The following is a 15,815-nucleotide window of genomic DNA, read 5'->3' on the forward strand; positions in this document are numbered from 1 at the left end:
CGTCGCGCCCTTTTTGCTTTGCCCGTGCTTCTGCCGCCAACCGGTCTTGAGGATGTTCTGCTTCGCATTCGGCGGGCAGGACGGATCGGCCACAAGACCAGCGGAACCAACCGCTTGGCCGGAACAAATGAAGTAAGGAAGAACCCATATGGCCTCTACGGCTTTTCCGTCGCGCGACGATTTCGCCGCGATGCTCGACGAATCGCTGGGTGGTGCTGATGGCGGCTTTGAAGGCCGCGTCGTCAAGGGCACCGTGACCGCGATCGAAAATGACCTGGCAGTGATCGACATCGGCCTGAAGAGCGAAGGCCGCGTGCCGCTTCGCGAATTCGCGATGCCCGGCCAGAAGGCCGACCTCAACGTCGGCGACGAAGTCGAAGTCTATGTCGACCGCGTCGAAAACGCCAATGGCGAAACCATGCTGTCGCGCGACCGCGCTCGCCGCGAAGCCGCCTGGGACCGCCTGGAAGAAGAATTCAACAAGGAAGCCCGCGTCGAAGGCGTTATCTTCGGCCGCGTCAAGGGCGGCTTCACCGTCGACCTTGGCGGCGCCGTGGCGTTCCTTCCCGGCAGCCAGGTCGACATCCGCCCCGTGCGCGACGTCGGCCCGCTCATGGATCTGCCGCAGCCGTTCCAGATCCTCAAGATGGATCGCCGCCGCGGCAATATCGTCGTGTCGCGCCGCGCCATCCTTGAAGAAACGCGCGCCGAACAGCGTTCGGGCCTGATCCAGAACCTGGAAGAAGGTCAGATCATCGAAGGCGCGGTCAAGAACATCACCGATTATGGTGCGTTCGTTGACCTCGGCGGCATCGACGGCCTGCTCCATGTCACCGACATGAGCTACAAGCGCGTCAACCACCCGAGCGAAGTCATCAACATCGGTGACACGGTTAAGGTGCAGATCATCCGCATCAATCGCGATACGCAGCGCATCAGCCTCGGCATGAAGCAGCTCGAAAGCGATCCGTGGGAAGGCGTCGCCGCCAAGTATCCGGTCGGTGCGAAGCTCACCGGCACGGTCACGAACATCACCGACTATGGTGCGTTCGTCGAACTCGAACCCGGCATCGAAGGCCTGGTCCACGTCAGCGAAATGTCGTGGGTCAAGAAGAACGTCCACCCCGGCAAGATCGTTTCGACGAGCCAGGAAGTCGACGTCATCGTCCTCGAAGTCGACAGCGACAAGCGCCGCATCTCGCTTGGCCTCAAGCAGGCCCAGTCGAACCCCTGGGGTGCCTTCGCAGAAGCGCATCCGGTTGGCTCGGTTGTCGAAGGCGAAGTCAAGAACGCGACCGAATTCGGTCTGTTCGTCGGCCTTCCGGGCGACGTCGACGGCATGGTTCACATGTCGGACATCGCGTGGGGCATCTCGGGCGAAGAAGCGCTGCACCTCCACCGCAAGGGCGAGAATGTGCAGGTCGTCGTTCTCGACGTCGACGTCGAGAAGGAACGCATCAGCCTCGGCATCAAGCAGCTTGAAAAGGGTGCTCCGGCCGTCGGCGGCGGTGTCGCCGCTTCGGGCTCGCTGAAGAAGAACGATGTCGTCACCGTCTCGGTCCTCGAAGTCCGCGACAACGGCCTCGAAGTCCAGGCCGGCGAAGATGGCGCCACCGGCTTCATCAAGCGCGCCGACCTCGGCCGCGACCGCGACGAACAGCGTCCCGAACGCTATCAGGTCGGTCAGAAGTTCGACGCGATGGTCACCGGCTTCGACCGTTCGAAGAAGCCCAGCTTCTCTGTCAAGGCGATGCAGATCGCCGAAGAAAAGGAAGCCGTCGCACAATATGGTTCGTCGGATTCGGGTGCGTCGCTCGGCGACATCCTCGGCGAAGCGCTGAAGGCCGGCAAGAAGGATTAATCCTTCCCCGCTTTTGCGGTGAAACAAAAGGCCCGCAGAGTGTCCCTCTGCGGGCCTTTTTCTTTCAGCGATATGTTTTGAAAGAACCCTGAATCATGATAGGTTCGATGCCGCGTTGGGAGGGGTCCTCACGCTGTGGAACCGGCAAAGACCGGATGGCCTGCGCCCGTGGGGCGCGCGTGATAACTAGGGGAAGCTGATGATCCGGTCGGAACTGGTTCAAATGATCGCGAGTGAAAACAGCGATTTGCGCCTCGAAGAGGTGGAACGCATCATCGATGAATTCTTCGACGCCATCGTCGAGCAGCTTGCGGCGGGGGGCCGCGTCGAGCTGCGCGGCTTCGGCGCCTTCTCAACCCGCGAACGCGAGTCGCGCACCGGGCGCAATCCGCGCACCGGCGCGCCGGTCGCGGTAAGCGCCAAGAGCGTGCCCTATTTCAAGCCGGGCAAGGAAATGCGCGAGCGGCTGAACGGCTGAACGGCCAAGCCAAAGCCAGCCGCAGAAAAGACCGGTTTCGCGGGATTTTTCTGCGGCCTTCCTGTCAATCAACGGAGCGCGGGGGCTCAATGCTTGCGCCGCGCTTCCTGCTTGCCGACATCCCGACAATGCGCACTCCCATATGCTTCCTGATATGGTTGCCCAATGCAGGCGATCAATCCATCGACCACATCGAGATTCTGCGGCCAAGACGGCGGGACACTGACCTGCGATCGATCAAGTGTATCGAAACCCGGCGGCATGGGCGAGTTGGCAAGACGGTCCCGCGCCTCCTTCAGCGCATCCATGTCTCCCTCCAGAAAGGCGATCGTTGCCAAGACATATTGGTTCCAAGGCAGCGCGTAGTCGGTCCAGCCTTCAAAGCCCTCGGGGCCCTTCTCCGGCTTGATCGACTGGCGCATCAGGCGAGTGGCCTGCGAAACCTGTCCCGCCATAGCGCGGAGCTGCGCCTCGTGCCATTTGAAGGAAGGCAGCTGCCACTGTCGCACCAATGTTTCTCGGTGACTTTCGATATATAATGCGATCGCATCAGCGGCGGCAGCTTGGCATCCGTCTCGATTGGCGAGCTCTCGCCAACCGGCCTTGTCATCCTGATCGAACATATTCGGATCAAGTTGCAGTATGGCGTTTCGGTCATAGGCACACGCCGCGCGTTCTTCGGCCTCTACGTCGGCTGTTGTAGGAACGAGGAAGAACGCCAAACCTGCCAACAGAATCTTTGGAGTTTTCATCTCCGCTTACTCCTTAGCGATCTTGACGCTCGCCATGCACGCCCTCAGTTCTTGAGCCGGTAGCCCGTGCGGAACATCCAGAAGATCAGGCCGAGGCACAGCGCCAGAAAGAGCGCCACCGCGCCCATGCTGACCTCGATCGCCACGTCGCCCTGTCCGAAAAAGGTCCAGCGAAAGCCGCTGATCAGATAGACGACGGGATTGAACAGCGTCACCGCGCGCCACGCGGCGGGCAGCATGTCGAGCGAATAGAAGGCGCCGCCCAGGAAGGTCAGCGGATAGACGACGAGCAACGGGATCACCTGCAGCTGTTCAAAGCTCTGCGCCCAGATGCCAATGATGAAGCCGAAGAGGCAGAAGGTCACCGCCATCAGCACCATGAAGCCGACCATCAGCAACGGATGCGCGACCTGAATGTCGACGAACAGATGCGCGGTCGCGAAAATGATCGCGCCGATGATTACCGATTTGGTTGCCGCCGCGCCGACATAGGCGATCAGCAATTCGAGCGGCGACATCGGCGAGGACAGCATCTCGTAGATCGTCCCTGTCCATTTGGGCATGTAGATGCCGAAGCTCGCGTTGCTGATGCTTTCGGTGAACATTGTCAGCATCATCAGCCCCGGCACGATGAACGCGCCATAGGGCACCGAGCTGACGTCGCTCATCCGGCTACCGATCGCCGATCCGAAGACGACGAAATAGAGCGTCGTGGTGATGACGGGCAACATCAGGCTGGTCCACACCGTGCGCCCGAAGCGCGCCATCTCGAACATGTAGATCGCGCGGATACCGCGGACGTTGCCGATCATGTCGCCGCTCCTTCGCCATCCCTGGGTTCGTGTACCAGCCCGACGAAAATATCCTCGAGCGAGCTTTGCCGTGTGTGCAGATCCTTGAAGGCGATGCCGATATCGGTCATCCGACGTAGCAGTGACGGCACGCCGGTCGCCTCGGCCTGGCTGTCGAATTCATAGACAAGCTCATGCCCCTCCTCCGCCAGTTCGAGCGTCCAGTCGCCGAGTTCGGCCGGAATGGCATCGAGCGGTTCGGCAAGATTGAGCGTCAGCGTCTTGCGCCCCAGCTTCTTGATCAGCGCGTTCTTCTCTTCGACGAGGATCAGCTTGCCGCGCGTGATGACGCCAACGCGGTCGGCCATTTCTTCGGCCTCTTCGATATAATGGGTGGTCAGAATGATCGTCACCCCGCGCTCGCGCAGGCCCCGCACCATATTCCACATGTCGCGGCGCAGTTCGACGTCGACCCCCGCGGTCGGTTCGTCTAGGAAGAGGATTTCGGGTTCGTGGCTCAGCGCCTTGGCGATCATCACGCGGCGTTTCATTCCACCCGACAATTCCATGATCTTGCTGCCGCGCTTGTCCCACAGCGACAGATCCTTCAGCAATTGCTCGATGAACGCCGGATCGCGCGGTTTGCCGAACAGACCGCGCGAAAAAGTCACGGTGGCCATCACCGTTTCGAACGAATCCGTATGCAGTTCCTGCGGCACCAGCCCGATCATCGATCGCGCCGCGCGATAGTCGCGGGCATGATCGTGACCACCGACCGTCACCCTGCCCTCGCTCGGCGTCACGATACCGCAGACGATGCTGATAAGCGTCGTCTTGCCTGCCCCATTGGGGCCGAGCAACGCAAATATCTCGCCCTTCTCGATGCTGAGGTCGACACCCGCCAAAGCGCGATGCCCGCTCTTGTAAGTCTTTCCCAGACCGGAAATTTCCAGAACCGCTGTCATGCGCGTCGGTCTAGCCGAGGAGCGCGCCGGGACAAAGCGGCAAAGATGACTTGACCTCCCCTCACCCATCGGCATGACAGGCCGCGGTGCGCGGACGTGGCGGAATCGGTAGACGCAGCAGACTTAAAATCTGCTATCCGAACGGGTGTGCGGGTTCGAGTCCCGCCGTCCGCACCAACCGCTGGCACAGGGGAGGCACAGGGATATGACGCGCCGCAGCCTCCGTTCGCGCCGCGGCGCGCGGTTCGCGGGCACCGCGCTGCTGGTCGCCGCGCTCGCCGGATGCGGCCTTTTCGGCGGTGGCGGGGGTCCGGTGCGGATCGCCGCGATGGGGCCGCTCAACGCCGCGGCGAGCCCGCTCAACGGCGAACTGTCCTCGCCCAATGCAGCGCTGCTCGAAATGACGGCGCAGGGGCTTGTCGGCTATGACGCCGACGGCCAGATCGACACCGGTCTTGCCGAACGCTGGACGGTGACCGGCGACGGGCGCAGCTATATTTTCCGGCTGCGCGAGGCAAAATGGTCGAACGGTCGCGAAGTCACGGCCGACGACGTGGTTTCGGTGCTGCGCGGCTATCTTGGCACGAACAGCCGCAACCTGCTGAAGGACGATTTCCCGGAGATCGAGACGATCCGTGCGATGACCGATCAGGTCATCGAAATCCGGCTCGCAGTGCCGCAGCCCAATATGCTCGAACTGCTCGCGCAGCCTTCGTTGACGATCGTCTACAAGGGCATGGGCTGGGGGCCGATGCGATCGCGCAAGGCCGGACGCGCGCTGCTGCTGACGCCCGCGCCCGACCCGCTCGCCGACGATCCCGAGGCCGCCGAAGCCGCCGCAAACGATCCCGCCGCGTCGGTCGAACTCGTCGGCACGACGCCCGCCGGGGCGCTGGCCCGCTACAATAATGGCTATGCCGACGGGGTGATCGGCGGCCGCTTTTCGACCCTCCCCTATTTCCTCGTGTCCAGCATCGGCCGCTCGCGCCTCATCGTCGATCCGGTGCCGGGGCTTTTCGGCCTTTCTTTCACCAGCGCCGAAGGGTTCCTCGCCTCCGACATCAACCGCGATGCCCTGTCGCGCGTCGTGCGGCGGCAGCGCCTGATCGACGCCTTCGGCCTTGCCGAATGGCAGCCGCAGCGCGCGCTTCGGCCGGCAGTCTACCGCCGCGACGGCGGCCCTGAACCCTTGCAACCCGCCTGGGCCGACTTCGACAATGATTCGCGCTTCGCCCAGTCGAAGCGCGTGGTCGACAGTTGGCGCGCCGCCGGGCGAGAGATTGCGCCGCTCCGCATCGCGGTCCCCCAGACGCCGGGCGGCCGCATCCTCTTTGCCTATGTCGCCGCCGACTTTGCCCGCATCGGTATCGAAAGCCGCCGCGTCGCTATGGATGCGGCATCGGACCTGCGCCTGATCGACGAGGTGGCGCCGAATGACGACGCCCTCTGGGCGCTCCGCCGGCTGTCGTGCCAGCGCGACACGCTGTGCAACCGCGAGGCACAGGCGAAGATCGATCAGGCCGTGCTCAATATCGACAGTGGCCAGCGCGCGCGCCAGATCGGCGAGATCGAAACGATGCTGGGGCGCTACACCCCGTTCATTCCGATCGCCACGCCGCTGCGCTGGTCGGTCGCGTCGCAGCGGCTTACAGGGTTCAAGCCGAATGCGCGGGCGGCCCACCCATTGAATCGCTTGCTCGCCAAACCCAACTAATAATAAGCGCACATCGTCGTGCGCGGTTGGAAAGGACGCCGATGCCCCCCTCGACGCCCAATACGGACGCGATTTTCGAAGCCTTGGTTGCCGATCGCAACAATCCTGCGGCGCTGCGCAAGCGCATCGAAACGCTGGAGCTTCTCCTCGAACGCAGCTTCACCATTCCCGGCATCAACCGGCCGGTCGGGCTCGACGCGATCGTCGGGCTGGTGCCCGTCGTCGGCGATGTCGTGACCGCCGTCATGGGGGCCTATATCATCTGGGAAGCGCGCAATCTGGGCATGCCCAAATGGAAGCTGTGGCGGATGATGGGCAATCTCGGCGTCGACACTGCGCTTGGGGCCATCCCGCTCGTCGGCGATGCCTTCGACTTTCTGTTCCGGTCGAACACGCGCAATCTGCGCATCATCCGGAAACATCTCGACAAGCATCACCCCGGAACGATCGTCATCGACCAGTAGGCGGTTCCCATCGGGTGTCTGATAGTGCTAGCACAGCAGCTTCAGACCCTGCTCATGGAGACCGAGATGATCCGCGCCCGCCTTGCCGCGCTCGCCCTTGCCTGTTCGCTGTCCGCGGCGGCCTTCGCCGCGACCGAGACCGACCCTTGGTTGTGGCTGGAGGATATCGACGGGGCAAAGGCGCTGGCGTGGGTGAAGGCGGAAAATGCCGCGGCCGACAAGCTGATCCTAAATCGCCCCGGTTTCGAACAGGATCGGGCGCGCGCGAAAGCGATCCTCGACGACGACCGCCAGATTGCCGACCCCGGTCAGGTGATGGGCGATACCATCACCAACTTCTGGCGCGATGCGGACCATCCGCGCGGCATCTGGCGGCAAAGTCCGCTGAGTGCCTATCTCGCCGGAACGCCCGAATGGACAACGCTGATCGACGTCGACGCGCTCGGCAAGGCGGAGGGGCAAAGCTGGGTCTGGCACGGCGCCGACTGTCTTGCCCCCACCTACACGCGCTGCCTCGTCTCGCTCAGTCCCGGCGGCACCGATTCGGACATCGTGCGCGAATGGGACCGCACCACCGGCCGCTTCGTGACCGACGGCTTTGCGCTGCCGCAGGCGAAGAGCGCGGTCGTTTGGGAGGACGCAAACACGCTGCTCGTGGCCACCGACTATGGCGAAGGCAGCATGACCGCGTCGGGCTATCCGCGCATCGTCAAACGCTGGAGGCGTGGCACGCTGCTTGCCAGCGCAGCGGTCGTCGCCGAAGGCGAAGCGAGCGATGTCGGGATCAACCCGATCGCGATCGACGACGGCAAGACGCGCTGGATCCTCATCGCCCGCAACAAGAGCTTCTATACCAGCGACTACAGCATCCGAGCCGCCCACGGCGCGGACTTCGTCCCGGCGCCGATTCCCGACACCGCCGACCTACGCGATGTCATCGGCGGTCAGGCAATCATCTTCCTCAACAAGCCCGCCGACGGCTTCGGCGAAGGCTCGCTCGTCGCGCTGTCGCTCGCCGACGCGGCGGCCGGACGCCCCGCGAAAATGGCGGCGGTGATGGCGCCGACCAAGGCGCAGGCGATTGAGGAGGTCAGCGCGACCGACAATATTCTCTGGGTCAAGGCGCTCGACGATGTCGAAGGCAAGCTGTTCGCGCTGCGCCGCGATCCCGCGAGCGGCACCTGGACCCAGCGCGAGGTGCCGCTGGCGGCCAACGCTATGGTGCATCTGGCCGGCGCGATCGCCAAGCGCGACACGATCTTCGCGACTGCCGAAACGATGCTCGACCCGCCGACGCTTTATGCCGTCACCGACAACGCCGCGCCGCGTGTCGTGCAAAGCCTGCCCGCAGCCTTCGACGCCAAGGGCATGACGGTGGAAAAGCGCTTCGCGACGTCGAAGGACGGCACCAAGATCCCCTATTTCCTCGTCCGCAAAGCCGGCGCTAAAGGCCCCGTGCCCGCGCTGATCCACGCCTATGGCGGCTTCCGCGCCGCGCAGACGCCGGGCTATCTGACCGGTCAGCCCTATCGCGCCGGTCCGCTCGGCCTGTTCTGGGTCGAGGACGGCAACGCTTATGTCCTCGCCAATATTCGCGGCGGCGGCGAATATGGCCCCGCCTGGCACCAGGCGGCGCTGCGCGAAAAACGCCAGAACAGTTTCGACGACCTCCACGCCGTCGCGGAGGATCTGGTCAAGACCGGCATCAGCAGCAAGGGCAGGATTGCCATTTCGGGTCGCTCGAATGGCGGCGTGCTGGTCGGCGCCGCGATGACGCAGCGCCCGGATCTCTATGGCGCGGTCATTGCGGGCTCGCCGCTCGAGGATATGAAGCGCTATAACAAGCTGCTCGCGGGCGCCTCGTGGGTCGCTGAATATGGCAATCCCGACGATCCCGCCGACTGGGCCTTCCTGTCGAAATATTCGCCCTATCAGAATGTCCGCAAGGGCGTGAAATATCCGCCGATCTTCCTGTACCTTTCGACGAAGGATGACCGCGTCCATCCCGGCCACGCCCGCAAATTGGCCGCAAAGCTGCAGGATTATGGCAACCGCGTCTATTATCACGAATATCTGGAAGGCGGCCACTCGGTCGGCGCCGACCATGCCGAGGACGCCGTGCGCGCGGCCATGCTCCACGCCTTCTTGCTGCGCGAACTGGTCGAGCGGAAATAGCCGGTCGCTCAGCCGCCGCGATCGTCATGCGCCGCGGCGGCGCGCTGCGGCAGCGCGAGGATCAGCGTGACGATCGCGATGGCAAGCACCGCCGATGCACCGGCGCGGCTCAGCGCCAGCCCGCCATGATCGACCGGCTTGTCCAGAAAATCGCCGACCACGGCGCCGAGCGGACGGGTCAGGATGAAGGCCGCCCAGAACAGTGCGACATGGCTGATCGCGGTGCGATAATAAGCGATGGCGAGCAGCGCGAGCAGCGCACCGAAGATGATCGCCGACCCGAGGTAGCCGAGCGGGCCGTCGGCAATCCAGTCGCCGAGCGCGGTGCCCAGCGTCTGCGAAAAGGTGATCGTCAGCCAGTAATAGAGCTCGGCCCGCGGTTCGTGCACCGACTGGATCGAGATGCTGCCCAGCGCGCGGTGCCAGACCGCGAGCGAGGCCAGTACCGCACCGAGCAACAGCAGCGAACCGCCGGGGTAACCGATGCCGAGCGAGCGCGTCGCAAAGTCGGCCATCGTCGTTCCCGCCGTCGTCGAGGCGATGATCGTCGCCCAATAGAGGAAGGGATGAAAGGCGCGGGCGCGAATCTGCCAGACGATCAGGATCGCCAGCACCGCCGCAAAAATCGCGGTGCCGACCAGATAGCCCAGATTCATCGACATGCTCACCGTGTCGCCCGCGGTCTCGCCAAAGGTGGTCGCCAATATCTTGATGATCCAGAAACCCAGCGTCACCGCCGGCACCTTGGTCAGCACCTGCTTTTCCCTATCGGTCATTTGCATCTCCTTGTGTGGCGCACGATTAGCGCGGCGGAGCGTTTCGCCCTATAAGCAGGCGCTTATTCCCGTCCCGATAAGCGGAAGTGCCATGCCATCTATCCAGTCTGCGCCCGGTAAAAGCCGCTTTTCGTCCCGTCTGATCGGCCCGATCGCCGTGGTGGCGCTTCAAGCCGTCGCCGCGAGCTATTTCGTCGTCGACGGGATCGACGATCTGATCGAACAGGCCGGACGCGGCTTCAGCGTCGAGGTGATGATGGAATGCCTCGTCGCCCTCGCACTGCTCGCCGGCGTCGTACTCGGCGCGCGCCACCTGCGCCGGATCGCAGCCGATCTCGCACGCGCCGACGATGCGCTCGCCCGCGCTCGCGGCGCACTCGCCGACCATATTGCCCATCGCTTCGATGCCTGGTCACTGACGCGCGGAGAGAGCGACGTCGCGCTGTTCGCGCTCAAGGGCTGCGACGTCGCCGAAATCGCTCGACTCCGCGGCGCTGCGTCAGGCACCGTGCGCGCGCAGCTCAGCCAAGTCTATGCCAAGGCAGGCGTCGGCAGCCAGGCCATGCTGATGTCGCTGTTTCTGGAAGACTTGCTCGACACTGATCCCGCCGCGGGGCCGCGACGCGGCAAGTGAGGATCGTCGTCAAAAGCGGTGGTGGCAGGGCTTGTATCGAACCGCACGCTTAGCCATTGATATTTAATTCTTTATTCTTCGATGTCCGCGTCCTACCCCCACATATTTCCCCACATGCTTGGGGCCATAACTGTAGTTCGACTAACAAAATGGTCCAATTTGATATCGATGGAGAGGGCATTTTGACCGCGTTTCGATCGCACAGTTTGGGCCAGGTCATCAAGAGCTACACCCCGTTTCTGGACCACCCTGCTGGCGGCTTTCCAGCGTGCGGGCATCAGGGCGGGCCATGTGCCGCTGACGCCAACATAAGCGATATCGGTGGTTTGTTGCCGATCGCGCTGTGCGGTCGTATCTCGTTGTAGTCTCTACGCCAAGCCTCGCATTTTTGGACCGCATTATCCAGGCTCATGAACCAGTGGGCGTTCAGGCATTCCGCCCGGAACTTCCTGTTGAACGCGTTGTCGGTGGGCTTGCCAAGCCGCAAGAAGCCGAGCGTCACGCCTTTCATGTAGGCCCACAGATCGAGCTCGCAGGAGATAAATTCGATGCCACTGTCAGCCCATATCGAGGCGGGATAACCCACCTGCCCGCAGACCCGTTCCAGCATTTCGACCACGTCCGGTGCCCGGAACCGGAACCGCGGAACCACTGCCGGCGAGAACCGGCGGAAGGTGTCGACCACTGTGAGGATCCGCAGCTTCGGTCCTGTCGCCAACTGGTCCTGGACGAAGCCCTTGGCCCATACATCATTAACGCGGGAGGCCGCACAGCGGCCTTCCCTCAGCTTCGCCTTCACCCGCCGTTTGGACGGCTTATTGCGCAGCCCAAGGCCCATCTCCTTGTAAAGCCGATAAACCTGCTTGCCGTTGATCGCCCAGCCTTCGCGTTGAAGCAGCATATGAATACGGCGATAGCCGTACCGAACCCGCGTCTCCGCGAGCTCCTTGATCCGCTGCTTGAGGTCGGCCTGATCGGCACCCTTGCCACGATAGTGGTAGCTGGATCGTTCTGACCGGAGCACGCTGCAGGCCCGCCGGATGCTGACCTGCCAAGTGCTGCGAATATCATCGACGAGTTGGCGCCGCGCCCGGCGCGCTTGTGCCCATTTCTCCCAAATGCTACAAGGTTCGAGCATCACGCGGGGGCGGGGGGCGGTATCATGGCACGATCTGCGACGCGGGAAGATTCCATACCGAAACCGATCGTCGGATCGGCAGCGCCATGGTTCAAGACGCATGTACTGGACGTAAACCCGCAATATACGTTCCATACGGTTGCCGGACGTGCAGTCTTGCTGTTTTTCATGGGCTCAGCGACCGTCGATCGGGTCCGCGCCGCCCATGCCAGGCTGATGGCCGATCCCGATCGTTTCGACGACAGTCGCTGTTCGTTTTTCGGAGTCATTCTGGATGTCGCGGACCATGCGGCCGGGCGGATCACTACGCGGATTCCCGGGATCCGCTACATCCTCGACAGTGATCGTGCGGTCAGCAACGCATATGGCGCCTCTTCGGCAGACAGCAACCATTACGAACCCTATATCATCGTGCTGGATCGCCAGTTACGCGTTGCCGGTCGCTATCATCTGGCCGACGCCGACAAGGCGCTGGCGCTGACCGATCGCCTGACCCAAGAGGGCAAGCCCGAAGACTGGGCGCCGGTACTGTCCGTGCCGCGTGTCTTCGACCGCGCGACCTGTCGGCGGCTGATTGAGCTTTATGACGCCGAAGGCGGGCAGGATTCCGGCTTCATGCGAGAGGTTGACGGCAAGACGATATCGGTCATCGATCATGGCCACAAACGCCGGTCGGACGTCACAATCAAGGATCCGGCCTTTTGCCGCGCGCTCAGTGCCCGGGTGAACCATTGCCTTCGTCCGGTGATCCAGCGCGCCTTCAACTTCGACGCGACCCGCATGGAGCGGTACATTGTCGCGTGCTACGACGCATCGGTCGCCGGTCACTTTCGGGCCCATCGCGACAATACGACAATGGGCACCGCGCACCGCCGCTTTGCGGTGACGATCAACCTCAATGATGATTTCGAGGGCGGCGAACTGCGTTTTCCCGAGTTCGGTGCGCGCACATACCGCCCCGCCCCCGGCGGCGCGATCGTGTTTGGCTGCGGCCTGCTGCACGAGGCCACGCCGGTCACGCAAGGGCGGCGCTACGCGTTTCTACCCTTTCTATACGATGACGAGGCGGCCGCGCAGCGTGAGGCGAACAATCAGTACCTCGGCGAAGGGGTAGGCTCTTACCGGCAATAGCCGTGGCGGCGCATTTCAGAGCTCGATCGAAATTTTCACATTCTGCGCCTTGATCCCGGCAAGCGCCGCAATGCTGAGCTTGGCGGCATAGATCATGATGCTGAGCCGCTGCGGATTGGCGATCCCTGCGGGCATGTCGCCATGTTCCCACCCCGTCGCCAACATCGCCTCGACTTCGTTGTCAGGAACCGCTGCCTCGAGCCCGCCGACAAGCTCGAGCTGCGAGATACCGAGGACGTTCGCCAAAACGCGCAGGTTTCTAAGCCGCGGCCGGGTCTTGCCCGATTCCCACGCCCATATCGTCGGCCGGCTGAGACCCGTCCGCAGCGCGAGCTCCGAGCGGCTGATGCCGCACAGTTCGCGAAAACGACGAAGCCGCGTCGGAAGAGGTTCGGTCGTGCCATAATAGACGGGGCCGGCCGAGGCACTCATGAACGGCGCAGCTTCCAACCGGTGCGGCCGAGAACGCGGAGCCGCGCGCATCGGCCAAGAGCCGGTTCGATGCGGATCGACAGACGGTCGTTCGTGCCGGTGACGTTGCAATTCATTATCGCCCCCAAAGTCCGCCATCATAATCGACCTCACTTGCCAGAAGCGCCGGTTTTCCATCATTCCCAGATGGGGACATCCGAAAATCCGCCGGTCCCGCGATTGTACAGATATGGAGGCTGCGCGCCTTGCGCTCGACCGCTAGAAGGCCGTTCCCAAGGAGATGGAGAATTTCCTTGAACGATCGCCTTCCTGGCGCACGACAGGCTGGGCGAGACTGAACCGCAATTGCCCTGGCCCAGCGTTGAATGCCAGCCCCAAGCCGACCGCCACGCGTGGCTTCGCTGAGTTTCCGATCAGTCGCTCGCCGGTAATCAGCTCGTTCTTCGACGCGCCGAACACGGACCCGGCATCAACGAAAACGCTGGGGATGACACCGAATTTTTGCATCGCGCCTTCCACCCGAAATGCCACTTCCAACCGCCCGGCATAATAGGCACGGCCGCCGATCGCCGTCGGCGGGGCAACGGGCGCCTTCAGCGGAACGACCTTGGGTCCGATCCCGCGCAGGTCGAAACCGCGCATGCTGTTGCCGCCAATATAGAAACGGTCGAACAGCGGGATTGTCCGCCCCCCGATCGGTTCCATTATCCCCCCCTCCAGTCCCAAGGACACATCAAGCATGTCGCCGATACGGCGGTGGAAGTTACCGGCTGCGCGAAACCGGAAAAAGCGCGACGTGCCCCCCGGTCCGGCAATTTCCGGCGTAAGCCGAAGCTGAAATCCGCGCGTCGGACCGACCGCGCGGTCGCGCCGGTCGAGCGTGAGTCCAACGCTCAATACCGAACTGGTCGACCGGCCCAGCGCATTGCAGAACGGGCTGCCATGCAGGCCGACGTCACATCGCGCATTCTGCTGGCGAATCAGGAAATCCTCGTCCGAATAGCGGTAATTTGCGGCGACCCGCAGGCCCCGGCCGAAGGATTTCGCGGCATAGAAATTAACGCCGCGTGCGGTCTGCCGAAACACAGACGATTTGCTTTGAGCGTCGAAGCCTACCGCGGTGGATCGGGAATAGAAAAATGTCGGCGCCAGCAACAATTTTCTGCCCATGAAATTAGCATCAGCGAGACCAAATTCGAACAGGCGCTGAATTTTCGAGTAGCGCACCGATGCGTTGATGTCGCGGCCCGGCGCGCCGATGTTGGTGCGCGCGATCTTGACGGTACCGATCGGCCCTTCGAGCGACGAATAGCCACCCGAAAAAGCGATCCCTCCCCGCGGCAGCGTCTTGATCGCCAAAAGATCGGTCTCGCTGGCTTGGCCGTCAGCGCCATCAATGCCGGTGACGGCCTCGGACGGCAGGACAGCGCCATCGTCCTCGACGTTGCCGGTCGGCTGCGACGCCATACCCAGCTTCGAAGCTTCGGGCCGCGCGAGGAGCGCGGCCCGGCGCCGCCCCCCGTCGCCGAGCCAGGGGGCGGCAGAGACATCGGCCTCGAAGGCGGGGAATCGGCCCATGCTTGCCGTCGCATCACGGCCAACGCGATTGGCGCTGCCGACGGAAAAGCACGGCGGCCCGGCCCGGTTCTGGGCAGCCACCACGCACGCCAGATTTATCATGTCTGAAGGCAGCGCTGGCGGATCGAAAGTGGTGACGGGAGCGGACGGACCGAAGCGAATAGCAATGCCCGGCCTCAAGCTGTTCGGAATTGCGTTCACCGCGCCGCGTGGAGCCCGGCCGCGCTCCGCCCCCGTCGGGCCGCGCGCGATAGCGGCCGTCTGCCGCACCGCGCGCCCCCGCATATCCGCGAACTTGCCGTCCCGATGATCGAGGCAGTCGCCACAAATGGCCCCATCCGTGACAGACGTCTCTGCGCGCGCGATCACCGCCCGTCGGCGAAGCCCGGCATTACCCAGCCAATCCGCGCCGCCGACGTCAACATCGACATCGACATTGAGATTGGCCGATGTTTCGCCGATCGCCGTCTTCGAGGCGGTGTCGAAGCCGACATCGTCAGCCTTTCGCGCGCTGGCCAACGACGAAGGCGAGGCAGCGGCAGTCCTTGGTGAGATCGGCGCGTCCCAGTCGATAGCCAAGGGCGTGGCCTGTGCATTTTTCCGATGCGCATCCGGCGCTTCGGTCGGCGGTCCGGCTGCGGCCAAACCTGGCGCAATCGGCGCCGACAAGAAAAGGGTGCCCGAAGCGTCCGCCCGCGCCACGTTGGAAGAATCGGCATCCGCGGGCTCGGGCGGCCAACCTTCCTGGACCGCCAGAACACGCGCCATCGCCGTCGAGTGGCGAAAGGGGGCATAAGGTGGCGCCTGAACGATCGCGCGCTCACGCGCATAGAGCGGCGCGGATTCGCCGACGCAGAATATCGCCGCGACGCCCAGCGCGGCGCCTTGCACCGTCTGACGAAGGCTGCGGAACGATATTCCAGATT

The 15,815-nt window shown here is 63.4% G+C and carries 13 protein-coding genes, 1 tRNA gene and 1 pseudogene; 8 read left to right on the top strand and 7 right to left on the bottom strand.

Features of this window, described 5'->3' with window-relative positions:
• Window positions 1–148: 148 nt before the first annotated feature.
• Both rpsA and P1IM2_RS07000 read left to right on the top strand, forming a co-directional pair.
• A complete protein-coding gene (gene rpsA, locus P1IM2_RS06995; protein ID WP_003044206.1) occupies window positions 149–1,861 on the top strand; it encodes a 30S ribosomal protein S1 in 1,713 nt (570 codons plus the stop codon).
• A gap of 199 nt (window positions 1,862–2,060) precedes the next feature.
• Window positions 2,061–2,339: an integration host factor subunit beta gene (locus P1IM2_RS07000; protein ID WP_003044209.1), complete on the top strand. Its 279-nt coding sequence runs from the start codon at window positions 2,061–2,063 to the stop codon at window positions 2,337–2,339.
• Between the two features lie 86 nt (window positions 2,340–2,425).
• On the opposite strand, the gene P1IM2_RS07005 is transcribed toward P1IM2_RS07000, so the two are convergent.
• The 3 genes from P1IM2_RS07005 to P1IM2_RS07015 are packed head-to-tail and all read right to left on the bottom strand — an operon-like array spanning window position 2,426 to window position 4,847.
• Window positions 2,426–3,091: a hypothetical protein gene (locus tag P1IM2_RS07005; protein WP_186401924.1), complete on the bottom strand. Its 666-nt coding sequence runs from the start codon at window positions 3,089–3,091 to the stop codon at window positions 2,426–2,428.
• 44 nt (window positions 3,092–3,135) lie between these two features.
• Window positions 3,136–3,903, bottom strand: a complete 768-nt coding sequence (locus tag P1IM2_RS07010; protein WP_003044212.1) for an ABC transporter permease — start codon at window positions 3,901–3,903, stop codon at window positions 3,136–3,138.
• Window positions 3,900–4,847, bottom strand: coding sequence for an ABC transporter ATP-binding protein (locus P1IM2_RS07015; protein ID WP_062902493.1), 948 nt, complete (start codon window positions 4,845–4,847; stop codon window positions 3,900–3,902). Before P1IM2_RS07015 ends, P1IM2_RS07010 begins: the two co-directional genes overlap by 4 nt.
• A gap of 90 nt (window positions 4,848–4,937) precedes the next feature.
• Here P1IM2_RS07015 and P1IM2_RS07020 point away from each other — a divergent pair.
• From P1IM2_RS07020 to P1IM2_RS07035, 4 genes are all read left to right on the top strand, one after another.
• Window positions 4,938–5,024: transfer RNA gene (locus P1IM2_RS07020), tRNA-Leu, on the top strand.
• A gap of 28 nt (window positions 5,025–5,052) precedes the next feature.
• Window positions 5,053–6,561 (top strand): ABC transporter substrate-binding protein, encoded by a 1,509-nt coding sequence (locus tag P1IM2_RS07025; RefSeq protein WP_062902494.1) that lies wholly within the window; start codon window positions 5,053–5,055, stop codon window positions 6,559–6,561.
• Between the two features lie 41 nt (window positions 6,562–6,602).
• Window positions 6,603–7,025, top strand: coding sequence for a DUF4112 domain-containing protein (locus P1IM2_RS07030; protein ID WP_003044221.1), 423 nt, complete (start codon window positions 6,603–6,605; stop codon window positions 7,023–7,025).
• Between the two features lie 66 nt (window positions 7,026–7,091).
• Complete coding sequence (locus tag P1IM2_RS07035) at window positions 7,092–9,200, top strand: prolyl oligopeptidase family serine peptidase (RefSeq protein WP_186401925.1); 2,109 nt, start codon at window positions 7,092–7,094, stop codon at window positions 9,198–9,200.
• An 8-nt stretch (window positions 9,201–9,208) separates the two neighbouring features.
• On the opposite strand, the gene P1IM2_RS07040 is transcribed toward P1IM2_RS07035, so the two are convergent.
• Window positions 9,209–9,976: a hypothetical protein gene (locus tag P1IM2_RS07040; protein WP_062903216.1), complete on the bottom strand. Its 768-nt coding sequence runs from the start codon at window positions 9,974–9,976 to the stop codon at window positions 9,209–9,211.
• Between the two features lie 91 nt (window positions 9,977–10,067).
• Here P1IM2_RS07040 and P1IM2_RS07045 point away from each other — a divergent pair, with 91 nt between their 5' ends.
• The gene (locus P1IM2_RS07045; RefSeq protein ID WP_186401926.1) at window positions 10,068–10,610 is read left to right on the top strand and encodes a hypothetical protein; all 543 of its coding nucleotides are present in this window, start codon (window positions 10,068–10,070) and stop codon (window positions 10,608–10,610) included.
• Window positions 10,611–10,887: 277 nt separating this feature from the next.
• Here P1IM2_RS07045 and P1IM2_RS07050 read toward each other — a convergent pair.
• Window positions 10,888–11,697 (bottom strand): annotated as a pseudogene (locus P1IM2_RS07050) (IS3 family transposase); the annotation flags it as partial.
• Between the two features lie 75 nt (window positions 11,698–11,772).
• On the opposite strand from P1IM2_RS07050, the gene P1IM2_RS07055 reads away from it, so the two are divergent.
• Entirely contained in the window at window positions 11,773–12,879 is a 1,107-nt protein-coding gene (locus P1IM2_RS07055; protein WP_186401928.1) for a 2OG-Fe(II) oxygenase, read from the top strand.
• A gap of 15 nt (window positions 12,880–12,894) precedes the next feature.
• Here the strand turns inward: P1IM2_RS07055 and P1IM2_RS07060 are convergent, their stop codons facing one another.
• Together P1IM2_RS07060 and P1IM2_RS07065 are read right to left on the bottom strand one after the other, a co-directional pair.
• Window positions 12,895–13,311, bottom strand: coding sequence for a helix-turn-helix domain-containing protein (locus P1IM2_RS07060; protein WP_186401929.1), 417 nt, complete (start codon window positions 13,309–13,311; stop codon window positions 12,895–12,897).
• 258 nt (window positions 13,312–13,569) lie between these two features.
• On the bottom strand, window positions 13,570–15,780 hold the full coding sequence (locus P1IM2_RS07065; RefSeq protein ID WP_186401930.1) for an outer membrane protein assembly factor: 2,211 nt from the start codon (window positions 15,778–15,780) through the stop codon (window positions 13,570–13,572).
• Between the last annotated feature and the right edge of the window lie 35 nt (window positions 15,781–15,815).

Source organism: Sphingopyxis sp. P1IMeth2 (genome assembly GCF_900185685.1).
Taxonomy (GTDB): domain Bacteria; phylum Pseudomonadota; class Alphaproteobacteria; order Sphingomonadales; family Sphingomonadaceae; genus Sphingopyxis; species Sphingopyxis terrae_A.

Bases quoted from the DNA above. Each gene is read 5' to 3' on its own strand.
- P1IM2_RS07035 (WP_186401925.1), top strand. From the start codon at position 7,092: ATGATCCGCGCCCGCCTTGCCGCGCTCGCCCTTGCCTGTTCGCTGTCC.
- P1IM2_RS07010 (WP_003044212.1), bottom strand. From the start codon at position 3,903: ATGATCGGCAACGTCCGCGGTATCCGCGCGATCTACATGTTCGAGATG.
- P1IM2_RS07045 (WP_186401926.1), top strand. From the start codon at position 10,068: ATGCCATCTATCCAGTCTGCGCCCGGTAAAAGCCGCTTTTCGTCCCGT.
- P1IM2_RS07015 (WP_062902493.1), bottom strand. From the start codon at position 4,847: ATGACAGCGGTTCTGGAAATTTCCGGTCTGGGAAAGACTTACAAGAGC.
- P1IM2_RS07040 (WP_062903216.1), bottom strand. From the start codon at position 9,976: ATGACCGATAGGGAAAAGCAGGTGCTGACCAAGGTGCCGGCGGTGACG.
- P1IM2_RS07005 (WP_186401924.1), bottom strand. From the start codon at position 3,091: ATGAAAACTCCAAAGATTCTGTTGGCAGGTTTGGCGTTCTTCCTCGTT.
- P1IM2_RS07025 (WP_062902494.1), top strand. From the start codon at position 5,053: ATGACGCGCCGCAGCCTCCGTTCGCGCCGCGGCGCGCGGTTCGCGGGC.
- P1IM2_RS07060 (WP_186401929.1), bottom strand. From the start codon at position 13,311: ATGAGTGCCTCGGCCGGCCCCGTCTATTATGGCACGACCGAACCTCTT.
- rpsA (WP_003044206.1), top strand. From the start codon at position 149: ATGGCCTCTACGGCTTTTCCGTCGCGCGACGATTTCGCCGCGATGCTC.
- P1IM2_RS07000 (WP_003044209.1), top strand. From the start codon at position 2,061: ATGATCCGGTCGGAACTGGTTCAAATGATCGCGAGTGAAAACAGCGAT.
- P1IM2_RS07055 (WP_186401928.1), top strand. From the start codon at position 11,773: ATGGCACGATCTGCGACGCGGGAAGATTCCATACCGAAACCGATCGTC.
- P1IM2_RS07030 (WP_003044221.1), top strand. From the start codon at position 6,603: ATGCCCCCCTCGACGCCCAATACGGACGCGATTTTCGAAGCCTTGGTT.